This is a genomic window from Sphingopyxis indica, assembly GCF_032879645.1.
In the GTDB taxonomy this organism is placed as follows: domain Bacteria; phylum Pseudomonadota; class Alphaproteobacteria; order Sphingomonadales; family Sphingomonadaceae; genus Sphingopyxis; species Sphingopyxis indica.
The window spans coordinates 2,405,888-2,431,262 of the sequence record NZ_CP076394.1 but is presented as its reverse complement, the minus strand read 5'-3'; the positions used below and the strand labels follow the sequence as shown (position 1 = coordinate 2,431,262).

Genomic DNA, 25,375 nt, shown 5'->3' with positions numbered 1-25,375 from the left:
TGGAAGTGTCATGGATGAGGCGCCATTAGGGTCGTTTCAAACTTATCGCCCTTAGCCTGCCTGTCGATCCGATGGCTGCCTCAAAGATCAGCTCATCGCCCTTCCTTATCTTCCCGATCCCTTCTTTTCTTATGAGGTCCAATGAGACAAACACGTCTTCACCACCATCATTTGGCTTCAAGAACGTAAAGCCCTTTTGCATTTTGCCCGAAATGATCCTTCCTATCCGAAGTCCAGAAGGAGGGGCATGGTGCTTACGCTTAGAAGTGCGATGGGTGATGCGGGGCGGCCGGGCGCTCACGCCAGCACGCCCCACTAGAAGGGAGCGGGCAAGTCCTGGGTGAACCGTATAAGTTCGATCGTATTTGACCTGAGGTCTAAGCTTTACGGGCGTACGATCTCTGAAGCACCAGTGTACAAAATTTCCACCAAATTCATCTTGCTCAATATATCCGATAAAGTTCAGAGAATAGAGAAATTGCAAAAATTTCTGTGGGGTTCCTCTCAATTCGTCCACGCCAGTGAGCTCATCTGATAGCTTCGATTTGTACTCATTAAATGAGTTTGAAAAATGTTCCCATGAAAAATTGTTTCTTCCTCTCAATGTAGAAAAAAATCCAACTATTTGATCAAAATCAAAGGAATTATAGTAGAAGCTAAGATAATCCTTAACTTCACCCAATAGGTAATCTGAAAACTCCCTTTCGCATTTGTGAAAGGATTTTTCGGTAAAGTGATTCTTTTCGTTTTGATTCTGTTGAACATAATTCTGCATCAGTATAAGGTATTGAACAATATCTCTCGGTCTGTAAAAAGAATATCGAAGGAGCCCAATAAATGGGTCATCTTGCTTTTCCGATATGCGCTGATTTTGAAGGGAGTATGGAAAGTAATGCTTCCAACATTCCTGCGGTTCTATTTTTATTGGTTGCTGTCGAGCTATAATTCCAGAAATCATCTTAAAAATAGGTGACGTGCGAAATTCATCGTACGTGGTCTGCCAATTTAAGACTACACCGTTGTCACGGACTTTTCCATTTAAATTCTGGAACCCCATTTGATCCAAAATATCTGGGCGCATGAGGAGGCAAACCTTCATCCGTCCTTTGGAATCTTTAATATTCGCAAAAAATTCAGTATTAACTTGCCAAGCCGCGTTTGCTAGTCCTTGTATGCATTGAATGTATTGGTCGAATGAAATATCCGCTGGTCGGATATCTATTCCATCAATAAATAATGTAACATTGCTTTCTAGCTTCAATGAGTCCAAGGCATTTTCGAAATTTCTTTCAAGCTCCAGAAGGTTAAGCTGAAAGTTTACTGTTTTCTCGGTTCGAGTCTCTTTATCTCCAACCTTGAGATGGTCCTTTATAATTTCGAGGGCACGTCGCTTTCTCTAATAAACTCTAAGCTCGTGTCAACTTCCGGGCGAAATGCATTATGGTAGTATTTATCTATAGCATTTTTAATTGCATTAAATTTATAAAAGTTAAATGCAGTAGGATTTATTTTTTTTGCGATCGTATCGCACATAATCATAAGTAAAATTACACGCCATATGTCGCTATAGGAAGAAACAGATAAGCTTCCGTTTTCCTTTAAGCTTATAAATTTTTGATAGTCCGTGCTATTTAATTCTATAACTTTAGCTCTCATATTTTCATAATCTGTATTTTCTAAAAAAACTGAGTAAGAAGTCTTGCCAGTTCCCTTTTCTCCTATCAAAAAATACTTGGAAGGTTCCATTATTTTGTGAAGAAAATGCTCCCTGTACAGGGTTTTTTTTAAAAATTCACGTTGGTCTCTTTGCCTGTAACTGACAGCGTCGATCGAGCCAAAATTCAAATCTGGAATTGGCAGCACGTTCGTTCCCCCAAGAAGACTAGGTTCTGTTCATATCAAGGATTGCGGGATACATCAAAGCGATAGAGATACCGGCGAATTAATGGTCGCCGACCCTCGATGTTGGGGCACGATCTCTGGATGGATATTTCATGATTCTCATCACCGGCCACGTCATCACCGCAGAACATCGCGACCGCATGATCGCGCTTGGGTGGACCCTAGATCAAGTCCGGGTGACGCACAGGGGGGGGGGGGGCGGAAAACCGCGCGGCAACAAAATCGCTGTCGTACATGGCCGCGCTGTGCCAGCCTGCATCCGGCTCTTTTCGGATCATGGACTGACGCGGGTGCCGCCCATCGGGTGTGCGGCCTGGCCGGCTCTTTCCCGGTCCCCGAACGGGGCGGCGAAAGGCGGCGCACAAGGCTGACCTTTACTGAACTTTGGACGAGTGCGGCGCGCGGTTGCTGCAGCCGCCCGCGATCGGCATCCATGCCGCCGAGGATAGGACGGCGCGGGCGATGGGGTAGGAGGGTCTCGCGCAAAGCGCCTGTGCTGAACGCCTGCCAAGGCAGTCGAAGGGGCGCGAAGAAGGAAAAAAGAAAAAGGGGACTCACACAAAGACACAAAGGCACAAAGACCGGCACCACCCCGTTCGTGCTGAGCTTGTCGAAGCACCGTTCTTCTTGCGGCATCGAAAGATGGAACAGCCCCTTCGACAAGCTCAGGGCGAACGGATTCTGGAAAATCTTTGTGGCTTTGTGTCTTTGTGTGAGTCCCCCCTTTTTCCTTCTTCGCGCCTTCGCGGCTTCGCGTGAGATAAAATAGCGCGAACCCAACCGTTCGGCGCAAGGCCGCGGCACCCCTCCACCGCCTGCGGCGGCCCCCCTCCCCACGGGGTGGGGAATCTTATTTGGCCAGCAGCGGCTTCAGATATTGGCCGGTGAAGCTGCGCGGTTCCTCGACCACCTGTTCCGGGGTGCCCGCGGCGACGATCTCGCCGCCCTTCACCCCGCCTTCGGGGCCCAGGTCGACGATCCAGTCGGCGGTCTTGATGACGTCCAGGTTGTGCTCGATCACCACCACGCTGTTGCCCTGATCGACCAGCGCCTGCAGCACTTCGAGCAGCTTCCTCACATCCTCGAAATGCAACCCCGTCGTCGGCTCGTCGAGGATATAGAGCGTCTGCCCGGTCGAGCGGCGCGACAGCTCCTTCGCCAGCTTGACGCGCTGCGCCTCGCCGCCCGACAAGGTCGTCGCCTGTTGCCCGACCTTGATATAGCCGAGCCCGACGCGGCACAGCATCGCCATCTTGTCGCGGATCGCGGGCACCGCCTTGAAGAAGTCGGCGGCGTCCTCGACCGTCATGTCGAGCACGTCGGCGATGCTCTTGCCCTTGAACTTCACCTCCAGCGTTTCGCGGTTGTAGCGTTTGCCGTGGCACGTCTCGCACGTCACATAGACGTCGGGCAGGAAGTGCATCTCGATCTTGATCAGCCCGTCGCCGGTGCAGGTTTCGCAGCGCCCGCCCTTGACGTTGAAGCTGAAGCGCCCCGGCTTGTAGCCGCGCGCCTGCGCCTCCGGCAGCCCCGCGAACCAGTCGCGGATCGTCGTGAAGGCGCCCGTATAAGTCGCGGGGTTCGAGCGCGGGGTGCGGCCGATCGGCGACTGGTCGATGTCGATCACCTTGTCGAGATGCTCGAGCCCGGTCAGCGCCTCGTGCGGCCCCGCGACGAGCCGCGCGCCGTTGAGCGTGCGCGCCGCGGCGGCGTAGAGCGTGTCGATGATCAGGCTCGACTTGCCCGACCCCGACAGGCCGGTGACGCAGGTGAAGGTGCCGAGCGGGATCGTCGCGGTGACATTTTGCAGATTGTTCGCGCGCGCGCCCTTCAGCACCAGGTCGAAGCCGTTGCCGGGGCGGCGGTGCGCCGGCACCTCGATCTTCCTGGCGCCGGTGAGGTAGGCCGCGGTCAGGCTCTTCTTGTTCGCGAGCACCTGTTTCAGCGTGCCCTCGGCGACGATCTCGCCGCCGTGGACCCCCGCGCCGGGGCCCATGTCGACGACATGGTCGGCGCTGCGGATCGCATCTTCGTCATGCTCGACGACGATCACCGTGTTGCCGAGGTCGCGGAGCCGCTTCAAGGTTTCGAGCAGCCGGTCGTTGTCGCGCTGGTGCAGGCCGATGCTCGGCTCGTCGAGGACATAGAGCACGCCCGACAGCCCGCTGCCGATCTGGCTCGCAAGGCGGATGCGCTGGCTCTCGCCGCCCGACAGCGTGCCGCTGGTGCGGTTGAGGTTGAGATAGTCGAGCCCGACATTGTTGAGGAAGCCCAGCCGCTCGTTGATCTCTTTCAGGATCGCCTTCGCGATCTGCTTCTGCTGATCGTTCAGCTTCTCTTCGAGGGTGCCGAACCACGCATAGGCGTCGGCGACGCTGCGCTGCGCCGACTGGCTGATATTCTCACCCGCGATTCTAACCGCGAGCGGTTCGGGGCGCAGCCGCGCGCCGTGGCACGTCTCGCACGGCTGCGCGGTCTGATATTTGCCCAGCTCCTCGCGCATCCACGCGCTCTCGGTCTGGAGCATCCGCCGGTTGAGGTTGCCGATGACGCCCTCGAACGCCTTGTGCGTCGTATAGGTGCGGCGGCCGTCCTTGAAGGTCAGCTCGACCGGCATCCCGCCGCTGCCATAGAGGATGATCTGCTGCACCCCGCCGGGCAGGTCCTGCCACGGCGTATTGAGGTCGAAGTCGTAGGCCTTCGCCAGGCTTTCGAGCACCTGCATGTAATAGGGCGAGGGCGGATTCGATTTCGCCCACGGCACCACCGCGCCCTTCTTCAGGCTCAGCGCATGGTTGGGGACGACGAGTTCGGGGTCGAACTCGAGCCGCTCGCCGAGCCCGTCGCACGCCGGGCACGCGCCCTGCGGCGCGTTGAAGCTGAACAGCCGCGGCTCGATCTCGGCGATGGTGAAGCCCGACACGGGACAGGCGAATTTCTCGGAAAAGATGATGCGGTTCGCGGGGATGCCGGCGCCTGCCATTCCCCCCTCCCGCTTGCGGGAGGGGTCGGGGGTGGGGTCGCCGCTGGCAGGGCTCGCTTCGCTCGCGCCCACCCCTAACCCCTCCCGCAAGCGGGAGGGGGACATTGCCTCGGCCACCGTCGTATCCGCAAGATCGACATATGCCAGCCCCTCGGCGAGCTTGAGCGCGGTTTCGAAACTGTCGGCGAGCCGCGTTTCGATGCCTTCGCGCACGACGATGCGGTCGACGACGACCTCGATGTCATGCTTGTATTTCTTGTCGAGCGCCGGCGCGTCCTCGATCTCGTAAAACTCGCCGTCGATGCGAACGCGCGTGAAGCCTTCCTTCTGCCACTGCGCGAGCTCCTTCTTATACTCGCCCTTGCGCCCGCGCACGACGGGGGCGAGCAGATAGGCGCGCGTCCCCTCGGGCAGCGCCTTCACGCGGTCGACCATGTCGGCGACGCTCTGCGCGCTGATCGGCTCGCCCGTCGCGGGCGAATAGGGGATGCCGACGCGCGCCCAGAGCAGGCGCATATAGTCATAGATTTCGGTGACGGTGGCGACCGTCGAGCGCGGGTTGCGGCTCGTCGTCTTCTGCTCGATGCTGATCGCGGGCGACAGGCCGTCGATATGCTCGACGTCGGGTTTTTGCATCATCTCGAGGAACTGGCGGGCATAGGCCGACAGGCTCTCGACATAGCGGCGCTGGCCTTCGGCATAGATGGTGTCGAATGCCAGGCTCGACTTGCCGCTTCCCGACAGGCCGGTGATGACGATCAGGCTGTCGCGCGGCAGGTCGACGTCGACGCCCTTCAGATTATGCTCGCGCGCGCCGCGCACCGAGATGTGGGTCAGACTCATGGGAGGGGTGTGTTCCAGATTTGTTCTTGATGCGCAAGAGGCTGCGCGATGACCCGAAACATGGGGCACCGGGCGGCGCGGCGCAAGATGCCGGCGCGGCCCGAGCGCCGTTCGTCGAAGCATTTCCGACGCTTGCCAGAAAGGCCGTGCGGGCGCACCCTGCGCGTCACATGCCGGACCATCGCAATATCAAACGGGGACATTCGATGAAATATTTCCTGCTCCTGTCGGCGGCGTCGCTCGCGCTCGCCGGCCCCGCCGCGCTCGCGCAGTCGGACGCGGCGCCCGCGACCGAAGCGGCGGCCGATACCGGATCGCTCGCACCGCTCAAATTCGGCAACTGGGGCGTCGATCTCGACGCGCGCGATACGTCGGTCAGGCCGGGCGACGATTTCGACCGCTACGCCAATGGCACCTGGTTCATGAATACGGAAATTCCGGCCGATCAGGCGTCGGCAGGGGTCGATTACGACGTCTATAACCTGACGCAGCGCCAGCTCCGCGCGCTGGTGACGCAGGCGCCGGCGACCAGCCAGGTCGGCGCGCTCTATCAGAGCTTCATGGACGAAGCGCGCGTCGAAGCGCTCGGCGCGGCGCCGCTCAAGGCCGACCTCGCACGCGTCGCGGCGATCAAGGACAAATCCGAAATGGCGCGCTTCATGGGGCGTTCGCAGGGGGCATTCGGTTACAGCATCGTCGGCGGCGGCCCCTATGCCGACACCGACGATCCGACGACGAACGTGCTGTGGCTGGGGCAGGGCGGGATCGGGCTTCCCGACCGCGAATATTATCTGTCGGACCAGTTCAAGACGCAGCGCGACGCCTATCGCGCCTATATCGTGCGCACGATGAAGCTGATCGGCAATCCGGCGCCCGAAAAGGCGGCCGACACAATAATGGCGTTCGAAACGGAAATTGCGAAGGCGAGCTGGCCGATCGCCGACCGCCGCGACCTCGGCAAGATCAACAACCCGATGTCGGCGGCCGAGCTGGCCGCCTATGCGCCCGGGCTCGACTGGAACGCCTGGTTCGAAGGCGCACAGATCCCGGCGCAGAAGCGGATCATCGTCAATGAAAATACCGCGATCAGGGATATTGCGGCGCTCTATGCGAAGACCCCGCTCGACACGCTGAAGCTGTGGCAGGATTTTCACGTCGCCGACAATGCGGCGCCCTATTTGTCGAAAGCGTTCGTCGACAACCGATTCGAGTTTACGAAAGTCATGAGCGGCGTGAGCGAGCTGCGTCCGCGGTGGAAGCGCGGGCTGACGTTGGTCGACGGCAGCCTCGGCGAGCTCGTCGGGCGCGAATATGCGGCGAAATATTTCCCGCCGAGCGCCAAGGCCAAGATGGAAGCGCTGGTCGCTAACCTGAAACTCGCGATGGGCGACCGCATCCGCGGCAACAGCTGGATGGCGCCGGCGACCAAGGAGGCCGCGCTCGCCAAGCTCGACAGGATGGACGTGATGGTCGGCTATCCCGACAAGTGGCGCGACTATTCGGCGCTGAAGCTCGATCCCGCCGATCTCTATGGCAATGTCGAGCGCAGCGCCGCGTTCGAATATGCCTATGCGCTGGAGGATCTGGACAAGCCCGTCGACCGCAAGAAATGGGCGATGAACGCGCAGGAAGTGAACGCCTATAATGGCGGGCTCGAAAACAAGATCGTCTTCCCGGCGGGTATCTTGCAGGCGCCCTATTTCAGCGAGGGAGTCGACGACGCGGTCAACTATGGCGCGATCGGCGCGGTGATCGGCCACGAGATCAGCCATGGTTTCGACGATCAAGGGCGCAAGATCGACGCAAGCGGCGCGGTGCGCGACTGGTGGACACCCGCCGATGCCCGGCGCTTCGAGGAGCAGGCGAAGGGTTTCGGCGCGCAATATGCAACCTATGAGGCGGCGCCCGGCGCCTTCATCAATCCGGACCTGACGATGGGCGAGAATATCGCCGACCTCGCAGGGCTCGAAATCGCCTATGACGCCTATCACCGCTCGCTCGGCGGCAAGGAGGCGCCGGTGATCGACGGACTGACCGGCGACCAGCGCTTCTTCCTCGCCTTTGCGCAGGCGTGGCGCGACAAGGCGCGCGAGGACGCGATCAAGCAGCAGGTGGCGAGCGACGAGCATAGCCCGGCGCGCTGGCGCATCATCGGCCCGACGCGCAACGTCGACGCCTGGTACAAGGCGTTCAACGTCACGCCCGAGGCCAAATATTATCTGAAGCCCGAGGCGCGGACCCGCATCTGGTAAGGTGAGCTATTCGGCGGAGGCGGGGGCGGCGCGATGCTGTCCCCGCACCGCCATCGCCAGCAAAGACAGCGCGGCGCCGCCGATCACGAACAGCGCAGGAAAGCCGCCCAGCACCGACATCATGCGGATGCCGTCGAGGCCCGCTGCCGCGACGAGGATCATCGCGACGAGGCCGATGGTGGCGCCCCAGACGATCTTGACCCAAAGCGGTGCTTCGGGCGTTTCGGGCGAGATGCCGTGCGTCGAAAGCGCGCTCATGGCAGAAACATTGCTGTCGGCGGCTGTCACATAGGAGAGAAAGATTGCCGCGATCAGCAGGGCGAGGACGGGAAGGCCGCCGCCGAGCTCGCTGAACAGCCGGTAGAGCAGCGGGTCGGGACCGACGCGGGTGAGCACTGCATAAAGGCTGCCTCCCGATTGCTGGTCGAGCGTGATCGTCGTGCCGGCGATGATGACCATCCACACCGCGCCGAACAGGGCGGGAAGGAGCAGGTTGACGGCAATGAAGGCGCGCACCGTATAGCCGACCGCGAGCCGGCCGAGAAACAGCGCGGTGACCGGCGCCCAGGCGAACCAGTTGGCCCAGTTGAAGATCGTCCATTGCCGGTGCCAGTCGGCATCGACGTCGAGACCCAGGCTGCGCGGCAGGAAGGTCGCGGCATAGTCGGCCGCGCCCTCTCCGCCCAGAACCGGCAGGCGCCCGGTCGGTCCGGTGACGAGGACGAAGAGCAAAACCGCGAAGAACAGCCAGATATTGAGCAGCGACAGCCGCGTGATGCCACGCTGAAGGCCCAAGGCCGCTGAGACGACAAAGGTGCCCACGATCGCCGCCGCGATCGTCCAGCGCAGCGTCGCACCACCCGAAAAGCGGCCAATCCCTTCGATGCCCCCCGCGAGCGCCAATATTCCGGCGCCGAGCGAGGCCGCCATGCCCGCGACCAGCGCGAAAAGGCAGACGATATCGATCGCCGTGCCCGTCAATCCGTGCGCGCGCCTGCCGATCAGCGGAACGAAGAGCGACGACAGGCTGAAGGGTTCGGCGCGATTATAATAGAGGATCGCGAAGGCGAGCGCCGGGACCGTGTAGATCGCATAGGGCGTCAGCGTCCAGTGCAGGAACATCGTCGACATGGCGAAGGTCGCCGCGGCGTCGCTGCCGGGCGCGAGGCCGAGCATCGCTGGCGGATCGTCGAGATGGAAAAGCGGCTCGGCGACGCCCCAGAAGAGAATGCCGGTCGCGATGGTGGTACACAAGGTCACGGCAAACCAGCGCCAGCGACCGAGCAACGGCGTCGCACCGGGTCCTCCGATCACCGTCGCGCCGAGCGGCGAGAGAGCCACGCAAGCTAGGAGGAAGAGGAAAGCGACGCTCGTTACGGCAAAAGCCGCGCCGAAAGTCTGCAAGACCCAGTCGTTGATCGCGGTTTCGACCGCCAGAAAGGCAGGGCCGTGCCAGAGGCTGAGGAGAAGCGCTGCGATCAGCACGAGCAGCGGCACCAGAAAAACGGGCCGGTTGACGGGATGGAACGGGGCAAGGGCCATGAAGCGGTCAGCATGGCGGCTGGGACGCGCGCGGTCAAATCGGGGGTGGAACGCAAGCCGGGACGGCGCGTTTTTACGCGCGAACGGACTTTCGATCAGGAGATATAGGATGACGAGGATGATCTGGACCGCCGGTGCGGCGTTCGCCTTGCTCGGTGCAGGACCAGCGGCAGCGTATCAGTCGACCTCGACCGCCGATAGCCCGGCTGCCGCCGGCGATGTGAAGACATCCGAAAAAGCACCCGATGGCACCACGGCCGAAGAGCGCGCGCATACCGCCCAGCTCAACGCCGCGCAGGCCAGCCGCGCGAAATCGGAAAATATCACCTATGAGCAGGAAGCACAGGCGGCCGCCCGCGAAGCCGAAGCCGCCCAGCAGAATTTCGCCTCCGAAACCGCCGCCTATGAGGCCGAGAAGGCTCGGGTCGCCGCCATGTCGGCCGAAGAGCGGATGCGGTTCGAGGCCGAAAAAAAGCAATGGGAAGCCGATGTTGCGGCCTGCAAGGCGGGTGATACCAGCCGCTGCGCCAAGCCTGCGCCGTCGACGCCGCCAAAACCCTGATCGGGCTTCGTAGAAGGATTGGCCTCTATTGTTCCGAAGGCTGGGCGGGCGGAATCCGGATCGCGATCGGCGGCTCCGGCGCGGCCGGCACGCTGTCGGCAGGGAGGGTGACGAGGCGCGAATTGCCGACCTGCTCGACGCGGGGCGGGAGGGCGCGAGGCATCCTTGTAGCGGGCGGCGCAGGATAGCCGGGGATGGGCTCCGCCCCATAGTCGTCGAGGGACTCGTAAATCGGCGGATAGGCAAGTTCGACGGGTTCGATCGAGCGAAACTCGTCACCGGCGCGATCATATCGCGCTGAACGCAGGCGCTCGACCGCAGCGCGGGCATCGGCGCAACCGGGGCATGGGATGGGCGTGGGTGCCGGGTCGGCGGCGATCGCTTCAGGGTTGCCGCTGAGTTCGGCGAAGCTCGATCGGATTTCCCCTCGGGCCGTGCGATAGAGACCCTCGCCGACCGCAAGCTGGCCGAGCAACCACCCGCCGGCCATTCCGAAAAGGGCAAAAACCACCGCGCCGCCCAGGAAGCGGCGCGATCTGGCCCATGCCCCAAGTGCCTTTTGCCTGGAATCAGCCACCCCGCACCCCCCGCCGGCCATTGGTCGATGCCCGAATGCGCTTCGTCTGCCAATCGAGCCCGCGCCATGTCCCGTCGAAGCCCAAGTGCATCCGCCGTGAAAGCGCGCCATTCCCGGTCATGCGGGGTGCAGGAGCAGCGGTCTCCCCGGTCCGGGCTCCCGCATCCTGCGTCCCCCCTCGGTTCGAAAGGGCTAAACCCATGGCGAAACTTTCTCTCCTCCTCTTCGCTGCGCCGCTCGCGGCGGCGGGCGCAGCGCCGGCGCTGGCGGCCGATGAGGTCACCGAGCGACGCGCATACGTCCGCTATGGCGATCTCGACCTTGCGAGTGCCGCCGATCAACAACGGCTGCGAGAGCGTGTCGCAAGGGCCGCGCGCAAAGTGTGCAGCGATTATAGCATCGCTCGCGTCACTCTTCGCGATCAGCTGATGTATGTCAAATGCCGCGACGCGGCGATCCGCGACACCGAACCTCAGCTTGCGATGCTGTTCAGCGGCGGGAAACTGGCTTCCGCAGGTCCCTTGCACGTGGCGGCGAATTGACCGACACGGGTGCCGGAAGGCGGCCGTTCCCTGCGGGACGGCCGCCTTTTGCTCAGCGCTGCATGATCGCCTTGACGTCGTGCAGATAGGTGCGTCCGATACGGTGGACGCCGCCTTCGCCCAGATCGACGCTCCACGCGCCGTCGCCATGGTGCTTCAGGCCGACGATGCCGTCGCGGCGCACCATCTTCGAGCGGTGGATGCGCAGGAACCGGTCGGGGTCCATTCGCTCTTCCAGCGATTTGATCGTCTGGTGGATCAGCCAGCTGCGGCCGCCGACGTGCAGCCGCATATAGTCGCGCTCGGCTTCGATCAGATCGACCTGATGCGCATCGACGCGCAGCATTTCGCCGCGATTCTGGACCCAGAATTCCTCGATCCACTGGCTCTTCTTGTGGCTGCCGCGTTCGGTCGCGCGCCACTCGCGGACCCGTGCCAGCGCCTTCGCCAGCCGTTCGGGCGAAACGGGTTTCAGCAGATAGTCGACCGCCGCGACGTCGAAAGCCGCGACGGCATAACGGTCGAAGGCGGTCACGAAGACCACGGCGGGCGGATGGTCGAGCTTGTCGATGGCGGCCGCAACCTCGAGCCCGTTGAGATCGGGCATGGCGATGTCGCAGAGCAAAAGGTCGGGCGCGAGCGCATCGACCATGCGCAGCGCCGAAGCGCCGTCGCTCGCGGTGCCGACGAGCGACACGCCCTCCTGCTGCCCCGCCAGTATCTGCAATCGCTCGATCGCGAGCGGCTCGTCGTCGACGATCAGCGTGCGCAACGCCTGCATCATCTCCTCAGCATCCTTGCCTTGCCAGCGGTAGCCATAGCGAGACGAAGAACCCCCCCTCTTCGGTCCGGCCCCATTCGCAGCCCGCGGTCGGCCCGTAGCGCGTCAGCAGCCGCTCGCGGACGTTGCCGAGCCCCAGGCCCGTGCCGGCCTCGGGCGTCGGCGCGGCGGGGTCGATGTCGTTCTCGATGCGCAGGACGAGCAGGCCATATTCGCTGCTCGCGGTCAGGCGAATGCCGATCTTGCCCTTGCTCGGCGCGACGCCATATTTGATCGCATTTTCGATGATCGGTTGCAGGATCAGCACCGGCACGCAGGCATTTTTGAGCTCGTCGGGCATATCGACGTCGACCTGCAGCCGATCGGGAAAGCGCGCCTGTTCGATGTCGAGATAGAGGCGTTGAAGCGCGATCTCTTCGTCTAGGCTCACGAACTGTTCGGGGTCGATCTCGAGGCTCGAGCGCAGGAAGGCCGAGAGGTTCATGATCATCGCCTCGGCCTCGGCCTTCGAGCCGCGCATCACCAGCGTCGACAGCGAATTGAGCGTGTTGAACAGGAAGTGCGGATTGACCTGATAGTGGAGCGCGCGGAGCTGCGCATTTTTCGCCTCGAGCCGATAGCTGTTCGCGCGCCGCTCGACCGCGCGCATCTCGTTCGCATAGCCGAAGGCGACATAAAGCGCCGCCCAGACGGCGAAGAAGAAATACCAGCGGATCGAGCTGTCGAGGATCAGCATCATTTCCCACGCGACCGGGAATTTCGATTGCACCTCCTCGATGATCTGCGCGGTGTCGTCCGACGGAAACCAATAGAAGAAGACGAGCAGGTTGACCGTCGCATAGAGGATGACGAGCGGGATCGCGGCGCCCATTGCCGCGGCGAGCCGGGCGCCGAAGCTGCGCGGCTGTGCGCGCTGGAGCAGTTGATAGAGGGTGAAGGTGCAAAAGATGCCCGCGAGCACGACGAGCGCTCGGCGCCCGACGAAGGCCCATTGGTCGGGCGCCCCCGACAGCATCGCGAGGCCCGTGGTGATCAGGAAATAGAGCATCCACATCGCGATGATCGAGCCGATCGCGACGCGCGGGTCGATGCGCGCGTCGGACGCGCGCCAGTCGGGCGCGGCGGCGAGCAGCCGCGCGCGCGTGTCGCGTTGCACCAATTTCGGATCGGAAGCGTTCATCCTCATCCCCTAACGCACAGCACGCGCGAAAGGCCAGCACGCCATGCGCCGCCAGTCGAAGCGCGGCGGAGGTTGGTCGAAAGCCCGGTCGGTCTGCGACCCCCGGTCCATCCCATCGCGAGCGAGGCGTCCCTCGTGCAAAACCCTCTCCGCCTGCGGAGAGGATTTGCCTTCGTCGCTCACCCCAGCCGCGCCAGCGCGGCGGTGAGGCGGTCGGCTTCGGCAGCCTTGGCGTCATGGTCGGCGCGCGCCTTTTCGACCGCTTCGGGCTTGGCGCGCTCGACGAAATTGGGGTTCGACAGGCGGCCGGCGAGGCTGTCGCGCTCCTTGGTCGTCGCGGCGAGCGCCTTGCTCAGCCGGTCGCGCTCGGCTGCGATGTCGATCACGCCTTCGAGGGGGACGGTGATCGTCTCGCCCTCGACGACGAGCTGCGCCGATGCGCCCGCAGGGGCGGGATCGAAGCGGATCGCTTCGAGGCGCGCGAGGCGATCGAGCTGCGCCGAAAGCTTGCCGGTGCGCCCCTTGAGCGATGCCGGGAAATGCGCGGTCAGGCGCGCGCCGGGCGGCAGGCCGAGTTCGGCCTTGGCGCCGCGCAGTTCGCCGACCAGCTTGATCAGCCAGTCGATGTCGGCGCTCGCTTGCGGGTCGCGCTCCACCTTCGGCGCGGGCCATTTTGCGGTGATCAGCGGATAGTCGGCGCGGTCGCCAAGCCCGGTCCACAGCTCTTCGGTGATGAAGGGCATGAAGGGGTGGAGCATGACGAGGATCTGATCGAGCACCCAGCCCGCGACGGCGCGGGTTTCGGCTGCCTCGTCCCCCTCCCGCTTGCGGGAGGGGTTAGGGGAGGGCATGTCCTCGGTCGCTCTTTCGTCAGAAACCGGCCCTCCCCCGACCCCTCCCGCAAGCGGGAGGGGAGAAAGCACCGGCTTGATCAGCTCCAGATACCAGTCGCAGAAGCGGTCCCACGCAAAGCTGTAGATCGCGTTGGCGGCCTCGTCGAAGCGATAGGCGGCGAAGGCCTTGTCGATCGCCGCGACGGTGTCGGCGACCTCGCCGATGATCCAGCGGTTGACCGGCAGCGTTGCGGCAGGGGCTTCGAGCGTCGTCGAGGCCGAAATGCCGTTGGCCTCGCAGAAGCGCGCGGCGTTCCAGAGCTTGGTCGCGAAATTGCGATAGCCCGCGAGGCGCGCGTCATCCATCTTGATGTCGCGGCCCTGACTTTCCATCGCCGACATGAAGAAGCGCAGCGCGTCGGCGCCATATTGGTCGATCAGCCCCAGCGGGTCGACGACATTGCCCTTCGACTTCGACATTTTCGCGCCGTCGGGCGCGCGAACGAGGCCGTGGAGATAGAGCGTCTTCCACGGCACCTCGTTCAGGAAATGCATCCCCTGCATCGCCATGCGCGCGTCCCAGAAGAACAGGATGTCGAAGCCCGAAACGAGCACGTCGTTCGGATAGTGGCGCTTCAGCAATTCGGTGTCGTCGGGCCAGCCGAGCGTCGCGAACGGCCACAGCGCCGACGAGAACCAGGTGTCGAGGACGTCCGGGTCGCGATAGAGGAAAAGCTCTTCGGAGCGCGTCGTGTCCTTCATCCCTTCAATGGCAGATTCGAGAGAATCGGCCACAACAATCGCGGGAGCTTCGTCACCGTAATACTGGCGCGCCTGAATTGCGGCTTCTTCCCAAGTGTCGGCCACAAAGATTATGCTGCCGTCGTACACTTGATGATTTTCCACCATCTTCGGCCCATACCAAGCCGGAATCCGGTGCCCCCACCAGAGCTGGCGCGACACGCACCACGGCTGGATATTCTCCATCCAGTTGAAGAAGGTCTTTTCCCACGTCTTGGGGACGATGTTGATGCGGCCGTCGCGGACCGCCTGCATAGGCGGCTGGGCGAGCGTTTTGGCGTCGACATACCATTGGTCGGTCAGCCAGGGTTCGATCACCACGCCGCCGCGATCCCCAAAAGGAGTCTGGATCGTGCGCGGTTCGGCGTCGTGCTCGCTCCCGTCCTTGTCGACGTGCGGGATCAGGAAGCCGCCTTCCTTCATGCGCTGAACGACGAGTTCGCGCGCGCCGTCCCTGCCATCGCGCCTGAAGCGGTGGAGGCCGATATATTCCTGCGGGATCAGCCCGTCAGCGGTCTGGATGACGTTGGCGTCGCCGTCGAGCATGTTGAGCATTTCGGCAGGCTTGAAACCGGCGCGCTTGCCGACCTCGAAGTCGTTGAAATCATGCCCCGGGGTGATCTTGACCGCGCCCGATCCGAGTTCGGGATCGGCGTGCTCGTCGGCGATCACCTTGAAACGGCGCCCGGTGATCGGCTGGAGGATGTCCTTGCCGATCACGCTCTTGTAACGCGGATCGCCCGGATGCACCGCGACCGCCATGTCGGCGAGCATCGTTTCGGGGCGCGTCGTCGCGACCTCGATATAATCGCGCCCGTCGTCGAGTTTGACGCCATCGGCGAGCGGATATTTGAAGTGCCAGAAGCCGCCCTGAATCTCGTGCGTCTCGACCTCGAGGTCGCTGATCGCGGTCTTGAGCTTGGGGTCCCAGTTCACGAGGCGCTTGTCGCGATAGATCAGCCCCTGCTTGTGCAGGTCGACGAACACCTTGACCACCGCACGGGTGAAATGCGGGTCCATCGTGAACTGCTCGCGCGACCAGTCCATCGAACAGCCGAGGCGGCGGAGCTGGCGCGTGATCTGGCCCCCGCTTTCCGCCTTCCACTGCCACACCTTCTCGACGAATTCCTCGCGGCTGTAGTTGGTGCGCTTGTCCTGCCGCTCCTCGAGCTGGCGCTCGACGACCATCTGCGTCGCGATGCCGGCATGATCGGTGCCGACGACCCACAAAGCATCCTTGCCGCGCAGGCGCTCGTAGCGGACGAGCACGTCCTGCAACGTGTTGTCGAGCGCATGGCCGATGTGGAGCGCGCCGGTGACGTTCGGCGGCGGGTTGACGATCGTGAAGGGCTGCGCCTCGGGGCGCTCCGGGCGATAGAGGCCGCGGCTCTCCCATTCACGGGACCATTTCGCCTCGATGGCGGCGGGATCGAACGTCTTTTCCATTGGCATAGCCGGGCGCCTTTGCCAGCCAAGGCAAGGCGCGGCAAGGGGGAACCCGCCCGTGCTGCAACCACATGCGTGTCCCCGCGAAGGCGGGGACCCATCTCCTGACGGTTCCAACTTGCACCGGCCGGTGATGGGCTCCCGCCTTCGCGGGAGCACAAGGTCTTGTCTACTTCTTCAAATACCGCCCCAACCAGTCGAACACCGTCTGGTGCCATTGGACGCTGTTCGCGCCCTTCAGCACCCAATGATTTTCGTCAGGGAAAACGAGCAGTTCGGACGGCACGCCGCGGCGCTGGAGCGCGGTGAAGGCGGCGAGACCCTGCGTATAGGGGATGCGGAAATCCTTTTCGCCTGTGATCACCAGCATCGGCGTCTGCCATTTGGCGACATGGTTCACCGGGTTCCACTTCTCATACTCTTCAGGAACCTCGAAATAGGCGCCGCCATGCTCCCATTCGTCGAACCACAGCTCTTCGGTCTCATAGGCCATGGCGCGCGCGTCGAAGACGCCGTCGTGCTGGACGAGGCATTTGAAGCCGTCGGTCCACTGGCCCTCGATCCAGTTCATCATATAGCCGCCATAGGAGGCGCCGAGCGCGCAGGCGTTGGCGATGTCGAGCTGCCCATCCTGCCGGCCCGCCGCGGCGAGGCCGAGCTTCAGATCCTCAAGCGGCTTGCCGCCCCAATCCTTGTTGATGCTGTCGGTGAAGGCCTGGCCGTAACCGGTCGAGCCGTGGAAATCGACGGTGACGACGCCATAGCCCTGCTGCGCAAAGAGGCGCGGGTTCCAGCGCGTCGACCAGCTGTTGCCGAAACTGCCCTGCGGCCCGCCGTGGACGAAGAAGGCGACGGGCAGTTTCTGGACCGGGCTGACGGGCTTGAGGATCATGCCCCACACCTTGTCGCCGTTCGCACCCGCAAACTGCATACGCTCGACTTCGACCGGATCGAACTGGGCGAGCGTATCGGCGTTGACCGCGGTGAGCTGCGTCACCTTGCCCTTGGCGTCGCGCGTGTAGAGGTCGGTCGGCATCAGCACGCTGTTGCGCGAAAAGACGAGGCTGCCGTCGGCGAGCGGGGTGACGTCACCGATATTGCCCTCGGTCGGCTGGTTCGATGCTTTCAGCCGTTCGACCTTGCCGCTCGCCGCGTCGACGCGGAAGACGGGGTGATCGAGCACGTCCTGCGCGGTGACATAGAGCGACTTGCCGTCGGCCGCCCAGGCGATCGACCCGACCGAGCGATCCCACGCCTCGGTGAGCTTCCGCGTCTCGCCGCTTTCGAGATCGCGCAGCATCAGCACGACGCGGTCGCTCTCATAACCCGGCCGCGCCATCGCGCCATAGGCGAGCCATTTGCCGTCGGGCGAGGGGGCGGGGAGGGTGTCGGTCGCCTGATTATCTTTGGTCAGGTTGATCGGCATTATGCGCGCGTCGACCTTCGCTTCATAAATATCGAGATTGGTCGAGCGCGGCTCGTCGCGGTCGGCCTTGCGCAGCGTGAAATAGACGGTGCGGCTGTCGGCGCCCCACGCGAGTTCCTCGCCGCCGCCAAAGGGTTTGGAGGGCGTGTCGCCGATGAGCCCGGCGTCGAGCGGGCGGCCCACCGTCGCCTTGCCATCGACGAGATCGAAGACGAAGGGGCGGCTGTAGGTGCCCGGCGTTTCCCACTGATCCCAATGGCGCACGAAGCCGGCGCCATCCTTGTAGAGCCGGCCGCTGCCCGGGCCGACGAGCGCACCCTTGTCCTTGGCGTCGCAGCCGAAGCTCGTGCATTCCTTGGGCACATCGCCCCAGACGAGCAGGCGCTTGCCGTCGGGCGAAATCCTGAAGCCGGCGATGTCGGCCTTTTCGTCGGTGACCTGCGTTGCGGCGCCCGCTTCGAGGCCCGCGGCGACGCGCCAGATCTGGTCGCTGCCCGAGGCGTCGGAGATGAAATAAAGGAGGCCGTCGGGGCCGAAGGCGGGCGAGCTTTCATTCTTGCCCGCGACATCGGCGATCCGCACCGGCTGCGCACCCTTTGCCTTGCGGTCGACGAGCCACAGACCGGTCGAGCGCTTGTAGGTTTCGGGGGCGGTTTCGGTGATCTGGAACGCAACCCAGCGCCCGTCGGGCGACGCGGCGGGCGCGGCGACGCGCTTCATCGTCGCCAGATCGACTTCGGTCATCGGACGCGCGAGGGCGGGATTGGCGGAAAGGGCGGCGGTCAGCGCGGCGGCGCTGGCAAGGAGATGGTTTCGCATGTGACGGGTTTAGCCGTGCATGACACACGTTCAACCCCGTTCATGACCTTTGTCATAATGGCGGGCTTGGGCCGTGAACGGCCATTGCCGTGTTCCATATTCTTCCAAAGTTCAGGAAAGTTCAGCCCTTTGACGCCGCCGGCTCGCCGCGCCCGGCTGCAACCCGTATCCGCACGCCGCGGTCGCTCGCTTCGTCCTCCTATGGAAAGCGCCGGGACGAAGGCTGGCACAGCCCGATATTGTAGGACAGCATTTTTTTTGACGACGGCTTTGGGGTGGGGAGCGGACGTTCGACCAACCCCTCCTCTTCAGAGGAGGGGCAGCGAGACTTGCCAGCTTGCTGGCTTAGTCGCAGCGGGGTGGTGCTAGACCTCTTGCGCGCTGTCGCGCGCCACCACCCCAACCCCTCCTCTGAAGAGGAGGGGCTTATTATTGCGTCCCCTCCCGCCCGTCAGCGGACGATCGCGCCGCCCTTCATCACATGGTCGATCTTTTCGAGCACCGTTATGTCGGCCAGCGGGTCGGCCTTGACCGCGACCATGTCGGCGTAGCGGCCGGGAACGATCGCGCCAACGTCGTCGCGGCCCATTTCCTCGGCGGCGCGGCCGGTTGCGGTCTGGATCGCCTGCATCGGCGTCATCCCATATTTGACCATATTGCGGAACTGCCGCGCGTTGAGACCGTGCGGATAGACGCCGGCGTCGGTGCCGTAGCCGAGCTTCACGCCGAGCTCGACCGCGCGGTGGAAGGCGGCGCGCTGGGTGTCGGTGGTCTCGCGATTCTTGCGCAGATATTCCGCGGGCCAGCCCTCTTTGGTGCCTTCCTCGTCGATATAGGTGCCGTTGTAGATGTCCATGACGAGCCAGGTGCCGTGCGTCTTCGCCATTTGCAGCGCTTCCTCGTCGGCGAGGCTTGCGTGTTCGATGCTGTCGACCCCGGCGCGGATCGCATTCTTGATCCCCTCGGCGCCGTGCGCGTGCGCGGTCACGCGCTTTCCGCGGGCATGCGCGACCTTCACCACCGCGCGGAGCTGCGCTTCGGTGAGTTCGGGCGCGCCGGGTTCGGTGCCGATCGCGAGCACCGCGCCGGTCGCGATCGTCTTGATGAAGTCGGCGCCATGATCGAGCAGGAAGGCGGTCTTTTCGGCCGCTTCCTCGGGCGTCGCGGCGACGCCGAGGCGCATGTCGGGGGGAAGTTGATCGTTCGGCACGACGCCGTTGAGTTCGCCGCCGCCGCCCGGAACGGTGATATAGGCGCCCGCGACCCACATGCGCGGCCCCGGCACGTCGCCGCGCTCGATCGCGTTACGCAGCGCCACGTCGGTCAGGCCGCGATAGCAGCCGACGTCGCGCACGCTGGTGAAGCCCGCGTCGAGCGTGACGCGCGCGTTGCGGGCGCCGACGAGCGCGGTTTCGGCCGGTCCGGCCTTGATCGGCGCGGCGAGGTCGGCGCTCTGGCCGAGGTCGGCGAGATGAGTGTGGAGGTCGATCAGCCCGGGCAGCACGGTATAGCCCGACCAGTCGAGCCGCGTCGCGCCGGCCGGCGTCGCGCCGCACGGGCCGACCGCCTTCACCCGCTCGTCCTCGACCGTCACGCACTGACCGGTGCGAACCGCGTCGGTCACGCCGTCGATCAGGCGTCCGGTTTCGACATAGAGCGTGGCGGCCGACGCGGGCGTCGCGGCGAGTGCCGCCGCCGCGATCAGAGCGACGCGTTGAAGGTATCGCACTGGCGCGGATCTCCGGTTTCGAGCCCGCGGCGCAGCCACGTCATGCGCTGCTCGCTGGTCCCGTGGGTAAAGCTTTCGGGCACGGGACGCTGGCCCGCCGAGCGCATCAGCGTGTCGTCGCCGATCGCATTGGCGGCGCGCATCGCCTCTTCCATATCGCCGGGTTCCATCACCGGCTGGCCCGCGCGATTGCGAGCACGCGCCGCCCAGACGCCGGCGTAGCAGTCGGCCTGCAGTTCCATGCGGACCTGGATCGCATTGCCCTCGGCCTGCGAGGCGCGACCTTGCGCCTGACGGACTTGATCGGAGGTGCCGGTCAGCGTCTGGATATGATGCCCGACCTCATGCGCGACGACATAGGCCTGCGCGGCATCGCCCGCCGCGCCGAAGCGGCTCGCCAGCTCGTCGAAGAAAGCGGTATCGAGATAGACGCCCCGATCGGCGGGGCAATAAAAGGGACCCATCGCCGCCTGCGCCGCGCCGCAGCCCGACTGATTGTGGTCGGTGAAGAAATTGAGCGTCGGCTTTTGATAGCCGTTGATGAGCTGGCTCCACACCTGATGCGTCGAGCCAAAGACGTTGCAGGCGAATTTCTCGGCCGCTGTGTCGCAGGCGACGCCTTGCTGCGCGCCGCGGCTGTCGGCCATCGGGTCGGCGGTGCCGGTGCCGCCCGTGAACATCTGCATCCCGCCGCCGAAAAAGACGAAGGCGAGCACGCCGAGCAGGACGATCGTGCCGCAACCCATCTTGCGCCCGAGCAGCATCGGCAGCAGGCCGATGAGCAGCCCGCCCATGCCGCCGCCCCCACCGCCGCCGAAACCACCGCCGCCGCGGCCAAGATCGCGAATATCGTCGCCGGGATCATAATCGTCGAGGCGCATCGGGGCTCTCCAGCGCAAGGGGTCTGACCTTCGGACGGTATTGCAGCCGCGCGCGTCGATGGGAAGGGGCTTCGGTCGGCGGGCTTGCAAAGCCGGGCGCCGCGAGGCACCTAGGCGGCCCGAGCCCCCGCGAAAGGATCCCCCGAGTCCCATGCCGCGCCGCGCCGCTTCCGCTGCCCTGCCGCTCCCCGACCTCGTCGTGCTGGTGCTGCAAGGGGGCGGCGCGCTCGGCGCCTATCAGGCGGGCGTCTATGAAGCGCTGATCGACCTCGGCATCGAGCTCGACTGGGTGGCGGGCATTTCGATCGGCGCGATCAACGCCGCGATCATCGCGGGCAATCCGCGCGACGACGCGGTCGGCAAGATGCGCGAATTCTGGGATGGCGTCTCGTCGGCGCTGCCTGCGCTGCCGAGCATCGACAACGACCTCGTCCGCGAATGGACGCATCTCGCCGCGGCGGGGCAGGTCGCGACCTTTGGCGTGCCGGGCTTCTTCACGCCGCGCTGGCCGCCGCCGGCGCTCGCCGAGCCGCAGACGCCCGCGGCGGTGAGCTTCTACGATACGGCGCCGCTCGCTGCCACGCTCGACCGCCTCGTCGACTGGGACCGGGTCAACGACGGCAAGGTTCGCTTGTCGGTTGGGGCAGTCGCGGTCGAGACGGGCAATTTCCGCTATTTCGACACGAAGAGCGACCGGATCGACGCGCGGCACATCCTCGCGTCGGGCGCCCTGCCTCCGGGCCTGCCGCCGGTCGAGATCGACGGGACATGGTATTGGGACGGCGGCCTCGTCTCGAACACGCCGCTCGAGCATGTCGTGCTGTCGGCGCGCGAGGATATGCTCGTTTTTCAGGTCGATCTGTTTCCCGCGCGCGGCGAACGCCCGCACGATCTGGAAGAAGCCTGGTCGCGCGAGAAGGACATCCGTTACTCGAGCCGCACCCGCCGCATTTCCGACGGGCTCGTCCGGCGGCGCAAGGAGCATCAGCTCGTTCAGAAGATGCTCGACAAGCTGCCCGACGACGCGCGCGACCTTCCCGAAGTAAAGGCCGTCGAGAAGATGGTCGACTGCCGCGCGCTCAACGTCGTCCAGCTGATCCACGAGCCGCCGTCGTGGCAGACCGGCGCGCGCGACTTCGAATTTTCGCGCTCGACGATGGAGGCCAATTGGGCGCTGGGCCGCGCCGCCGTCGAAGCGGCGATGAAGGGCGGGCATCTGCTCGCGCAGAGCATCGCCGAAGGCCGCTCCGAAAGCTTCGCCGTGCAGGCCGATGAATTGCGGCCGAAAGCGGTTCCCGACGCGTCCTGAGACCCTCTCCCCCAAGAAGAAAGGATATATGATGCATCTCAAAGGCAAGACCGCCCTCGTCACCGGATCGACATCGGGCATCGGGCTGGGCATCGCCAAGGCGCTCGCCGCCGAGGGTGCGAACCTGATCATCAATGGCTTCGGCGACGCCGACGCGATCGAGGCCGAGCGCGCGGGCCTCGAAAAGCTGAGCGGCGGCAAGGCAAGCTATGACGGTGCCGACCTGACCAAGCCCGACGAAATCGGCGAGATGTTCGCGCGCGCCGACAAGGATATGGGCGGAGTCGATATCCTCGTGAACAATGCCGGCACCCAGTTCGTCTCGCCGATCGAGGATTTTCCGGTCGCGAAATGGGATTTGATCCTCGCGCTCAACCTGTCGTCGGCTTTCCATACGATCCGCCACGCGGTTCCGGGGATGCGCAAGAAGGGCTGGGGACGGATAATCGGCACCGCTTCGGCGCATTCGCTCGTCGCCTCGCCCTTCAAATCGGCCTATGTCGCGGCGAAGCACGGGCTTGCGGGGCTCACGAAGACCGTCGCGCTCGAGGTTGCCGAGGCGGGGATCACCGCCAATTGCATCAGTCCGGGCTATGTCTGGACACCGCTCGTCGAAGGGCAGATCCCCGACACGATGAAGGCGCGGAACATGACGCGCGAGCAGGTGATCAACGACGTGCTGCTCGCCGGCCAGCCGACCAAGCAGTTCGTTACCGTCGAGCAGGTCGCGGCGCTCGCCGTCTTCCTGACGCGTGACGAAGCCGCGAACATCACCGGCGCGAACCTCAGCGTCGATGGCGGCTGGACGGCTGCCTGAGGGCGATTGCCGACGCGCGGCCTTGAGCATTGTAACGCCTTCTCCTAAGGTTAACGACGACAGGGGCGGGGAGAATGGACGATGTGGGGTCGCACCAGATTGATTGTCGTCGCGGCGGGGCTGGGGCTCGCTGCGTGTCAGGCCGTGCCGTCGATGCCGCCCTCGGCGGCCGACGCGCCGGTTGCGGGGACGTGGCGCGCCACGGCTACCGAGCAGGACCGCACGCGCATCCGCAACTGGTATGCGAGCTGGCAGGCGGCGCTCGCGGACGCGCGTGCAAAGGGCTATGGCAAGAGCATCGAGCGCGAGGGCGTGCTCCTCGATCCGATGGCGGCGCTTCCCAATGCACACCTGCCCGCGGGCGACTATCGCTGCCGCACGGTCAAGCTCGGCGCGCAGCGGGGCATGCTCGGCTATGTCGCCTATGACTGGTTCCAGTGCCGCGTCGCCGACGAACAGGGGATCGCCAGCCTGACCAAATTGACGGGATCGCAGCGTCCGGTCGGGCTGATCTTTCCCGACGATCTGAAGCGCCAGATCTTTCTCGGCACGCTCGAACTCGGCGACGAGACGGTGCCGATCGACTACGGCAGCGACCGGATGCGCGACATGGCGGGGCTGGTCGAGCGGATCGGCGCCAATCGCTGGCGGCTGGTGCTGCCGGCGCCAGCCTATGAATCGCTGCTCGACGTGATCGAGCTGGTGCCTGCGGGGTGATCGGAAAAAGGGGTTGAAAATGCGGATTTTGTGGACGGGTATCGCCGCGCTGGCGCTTGCCATGCCGGCGGCGGCGCAGACGCTGGGCGAACAGGTGAAGGCCGAGATGCCGTCGCTCGTCGATATTTACGCCGATCTGCACGCGCATCCAGAACTCAGCTTCCACGAGGTCCGGTCGGCCGGCATCCTTGCCGCCGAGGCGAAAAGGCTGGGCTTTGAGGTCACCGAAAAGGTCGGCGGAACCGGCGTCGTCGCGGTGATGAAGAATGGTCCGGGGCCGGTGGTGCTGGTGCGCGCCGACATGGACGGCCTGCCGGTCACCGAGCAGACGGGCCTGCCCGGCGCGTCGAAGGTGCGCGTGACCACCGACGAGGGCGTCGACACGGGCGTGATGCACGCCTGCGGCCACGATACGCACATGACGAGCTGGATCGGCGTCGCGCGGCTGATGGCGGCGAACAGGGCGAACTGGTCGGGCACGCTCGTGATGGTCGGCCAGCCCGCCGAGGAGCGCGGCGCGGGCGCGCGCATGATGCTCGAGGACGGGCTCTACACGCGCTTTCCCAAGCCCGACTATGCGATCGCCTTTCACGACGCGGCACAGTTTCCGGCGGGCAAGATCGGCTATACGCCGGGCTACGCACTCGCCAACGTCGACAGTGTCGACATTACAGTCAAGGGCGTCGGGGGACATGGCGCCTATCCGCAGACGACCAGGGACCCGATCGTGCTCGCGAGCCGGATCGTCGGCGCGCTCCAGACGCTCGTCTCGCGCGAGGTGAGCCCGCTCGACAGCGCCGTGGTCACCGTCGGCAGCTTCCACGCCGGGGCCAAGCACAATATCATTCCCGACGAGGCGAAGCTGCAGCTCACCGTGCGCAGTTACACCGACGCGGTGCGCGACCAGCTTTTGGACGGCATTGCGCGGATCGCGAAGGGGGAGGGGATCGCGGCGGGTCTTCCCGACAACAAGTTGCCGGTCGTGACGGTCGACCGCGACGAATATACGCCATCGACCTACAACACGCCCGAATTCACCGAAGAAATGGCGACGCTGCTCAAGACGCGCTTCGGCGAGGCGCGCGTGGTCAAGATGCCGCCGGTGATGGGCGGCGAGGATTTCGGGCGCTTCAGCCGCGACGACAAGAGCATCAAGAGCATGATCTTCTGGGTCGGCGGCGTGCCCGCAGACGAATATGCGGCGGCGCAGAAGGACGGCCGCGCGCTGCCGAGTCTCCATTCGCCCTTCTGGGCGCCCGACGCGCCCGCGGTCATTTCGACCGCGACCGAGGCGCTGACCGCGATGGCGATGGAACTGATGGGGAAGGGGTAGCCATAGACGCGGAACGCCGCGGTCGTTTGCGGAACTCCGCTTCTCTCCATGCCCGGTCTGGCACCGCTGCCGTTTCCCAATTAAATTGGGATGGACCTGT

At 64.1% G+C, this 25,375-nt stretch carries 18 protein-coding genes; 7 read left to right on the top strand and 11 right to left on the bottom strand.

Annotated elements, in window-relative coordinates; translation table 11 throughout:
• Positions 1-25: 25 nt before the first annotated feature.
• From KNJ79_RS11575 to uvrA, 3 genes are all read right to left on the bottom strand, one after another.
• Positions 26-1,300 carry a cold shock domain-containing protein gene (locus KNJ79_RS11575; protein ID WP_394357177.1) on the bottom strand — a complete coding sequence of 425 codons (1,275 nt, stop codon included), beginning with the start codon at positions 1,298-1,300 and terminating at the stop codon, positions 26-28.
• Between the two features lie 68 nt (positions 1,301-1,368).
• Positions 1,369-1,863, bottom strand: coding sequence for a hypothetical protein (locus KNJ79_RS11570; protein ID WP_317151172.1), 495 nt, complete (start codon positions 1,861-1,863; stop codon positions 1,369-1,371).
• Positions 1,864-2,752: 889 nt separating this feature from the next.
• Positions 2,753-5,728 (bottom strand): excinuclease ABC subunit UvrA, encoded by a 2,976-nt coding sequence (gene uvrA, locus KNJ79_RS11565; RefSeq protein ID WP_317151171.1) that lies wholly within the window; start codon positions 5,726-5,728, stop codon positions 2,753-2,755.
• Positions 5,729-5,934: 206 nt separating this feature from the next.
• Here uvrA and KNJ79_RS11560 point away from each other — a divergent pair, with 206 nt between their 5' ends.
• Positions 5,935-7,980, top strand: a complete 2,046-nt coding sequence (locus KNJ79_RS11560; RefSeq protein ID WP_317151170.1) for a M13 family metallopeptidase — start codon at positions 5,935-5,937, stop codon at positions 7,978-7,980.
• A 6-nt stretch (positions 7,981-7,986) separates the two neighbouring features.
• On the opposite strand, the gene KNJ79_RS11555 is transcribed toward KNJ79_RS11560, so the two are convergent.
• Complete coding sequence (locus tag KNJ79_RS11555) at positions 7,987-9,522, bottom strand: BCCT family transporter (protein ID WP_317151169.1); 1,536 nt, start codon at positions 9,520-9,522, stop codon at positions 7,987-7,989.
• 109 nt (positions 9,523-9,631) lie between these two features.
• Between KNJ79_RS11555 and KNJ79_RS11550 the strand changes: the two genes are divergently transcribed.
• On the top strand, positions 9,632-10,084 hold the full coding sequence (locus KNJ79_RS11550) for a hypothetical protein (RefSeq protein ID WP_317151168.1): 453 nt from the start codon (positions 9,632-9,634) through the stop codon (positions 10,082-10,084).
• Positions 10,085-10,109: 25 nt separating this feature from the next.
• Here the strand turns inward: KNJ79_RS11550 and KNJ79_RS11545 are convergent, their stop codons facing one another.
• Positions 10,110-10,574 (bottom strand): hypothetical protein, encoded by a 465-nt coding sequence (locus KNJ79_RS11545; RefSeq protein ID WP_317151167.1) that lies wholly within the window; start codon positions 10,572-10,574, stop codon positions 10,110-10,112.
• A gap of 287 nt (positions 10,575-10,861) precedes the next feature.
• On the opposite strand from KNJ79_RS11545, the gene KNJ79_RS11540 reads away from it, so the two are divergent.
• Complete coding sequence (locus KNJ79_RS11540; protein ID WP_141133907.1) at positions 10,862-11,203, top strand: UrcA family protein; 342 nt, start codon at positions 10,862-10,864, stop codon at positions 11,201-11,203.
• 52 nt (positions 11,204-11,255) lie between these two features.
• Here KNJ79_RS11540 and KNJ79_RS11535 read toward each other — a convergent pair whose 3' ends face one another.
• The 6 genes from KNJ79_RS11535 to ypfJ all read right to left on the bottom strand — a co-directional run bounded on the left by KNJ79_RS11535 (position 11,256) and on the right by ypfJ (position 21,099).
• Positions 11,256-11,987, bottom strand: a complete 732-nt coding sequence (locus KNJ79_RS11535) for a LytR/AlgR family response regulator transcription factor (RefSeq protein ID WP_317151166.1) — start codon at positions 11,985-11,987, stop codon at positions 11,256-11,258.
• A 4-nt stretch (positions 11,988-11,991) separates the two neighbouring features.
• Positions 11,992-13,164, bottom strand: coding sequence for a sensor histidine kinase (locus KNJ79_RS11530; protein ID WP_317151165.1), 1,173 nt, complete (start codon positions 13,162-13,164; stop codon positions 11,992-11,994).
• 179 nt (positions 13,165-13,343) lie between these two features.
• Positions 13,344-16,250 carry a valine--tRNA ligase gene (locus KNJ79_RS11525; RefSeq protein WP_317151164.1) on the bottom strand — a complete coding sequence of 969 codons (2,907 nt, stop codon included), beginning with the start codon at positions 16,248-16,250 and terminating at the stop codon, positions 13,344-13,346.
• A gap of 163 nt (positions 16,251-16,413) precedes the next feature.
• A complete protein-coding gene (locus KNJ79_RS11520) occupies positions 16,414-18,489 on the bottom strand; it encodes a S9 family peptidase (RefSeq protein WP_317151163.1) in 2,076 nt (691 codons plus the stop codon).
• 451 nt (positions 18,490-18,940) lie between these two features.
• Positions 18,941-20,218, bottom strand: a complete 1,278-nt coding sequence (locus KNJ79_RS11515; protein WP_317151162.1) for a Xaa-Pro dipeptidase — start codon at positions 20,216-20,218, stop codon at positions 18,941-18,943.
• Positions 20,191-21,099: a KPN_02809 family neutral zinc metallopeptidase gene (ypfJ, locus tag KNJ79_RS11510; RefSeq protein ID WP_317151161.1), complete on the bottom strand. Its 909-nt coding sequence runs from the start codon at positions 21,097-21,099 to the stop codon at positions 20,191-20,193. The genes KNJ79_RS11515 and ypfJ overlap by 28 nt, the downstream gene beginning before the upstream one ends.
• Positions 21,100-21,250: 151 nt before the next feature.
• Here ypfJ and KNJ79_RS11505 point away from each other — a divergent pair, with 151 nt between their 5' ends.
• From KNJ79_RS11505 to KNJ79_RS11490, 4 genes are all read left to right on the top strand, one after another.
• On the top strand, positions 21,251-22,408 hold the full coding sequence (locus tag KNJ79_RS11505; RefSeq protein ID WP_089214684.1) for a patatin-like phospholipase family protein: 1,158 nt from the start codon (positions 21,251-21,253) through the stop codon (positions 22,406-22,408).
• A gap of 31 nt (positions 22,409-22,439) precedes the next feature.
• Positions 22,440-23,225: a 3-hydroxybutyrate dehydrogenase gene (locus tag KNJ79_RS11500; RefSeq protein WP_317153913.1), complete on the top strand. Its 786-nt coding sequence runs from the start codon at positions 22,440-22,442 to the stop codon at positions 23,223-23,225.
• An 81-nt stretch (positions 23,226-23,306) separates the two neighbouring features.
• A complete protein-coding gene (locus KNJ79_RS11495) occupies positions 23,307-23,942 on the top strand; it encodes a DUF4893 domain-containing protein (protein ID WP_317151160.1) in 636 nt (211 codons plus the stop codon).
• Positions 23,943-23,961: 19 nt separating this feature from the next.
• On the top strand, positions 23,962-25,275 hold the full coding sequence (locus KNJ79_RS11490; RefSeq protein WP_317151159.1) for an amidohydrolase: 1,314 nt from the start codon (positions 23,962-23,964) through the stop codon (positions 25,273-25,275).
• The last annotated feature ends 100 nt before the right edge of the window (positions 25,276-25,375 follow it).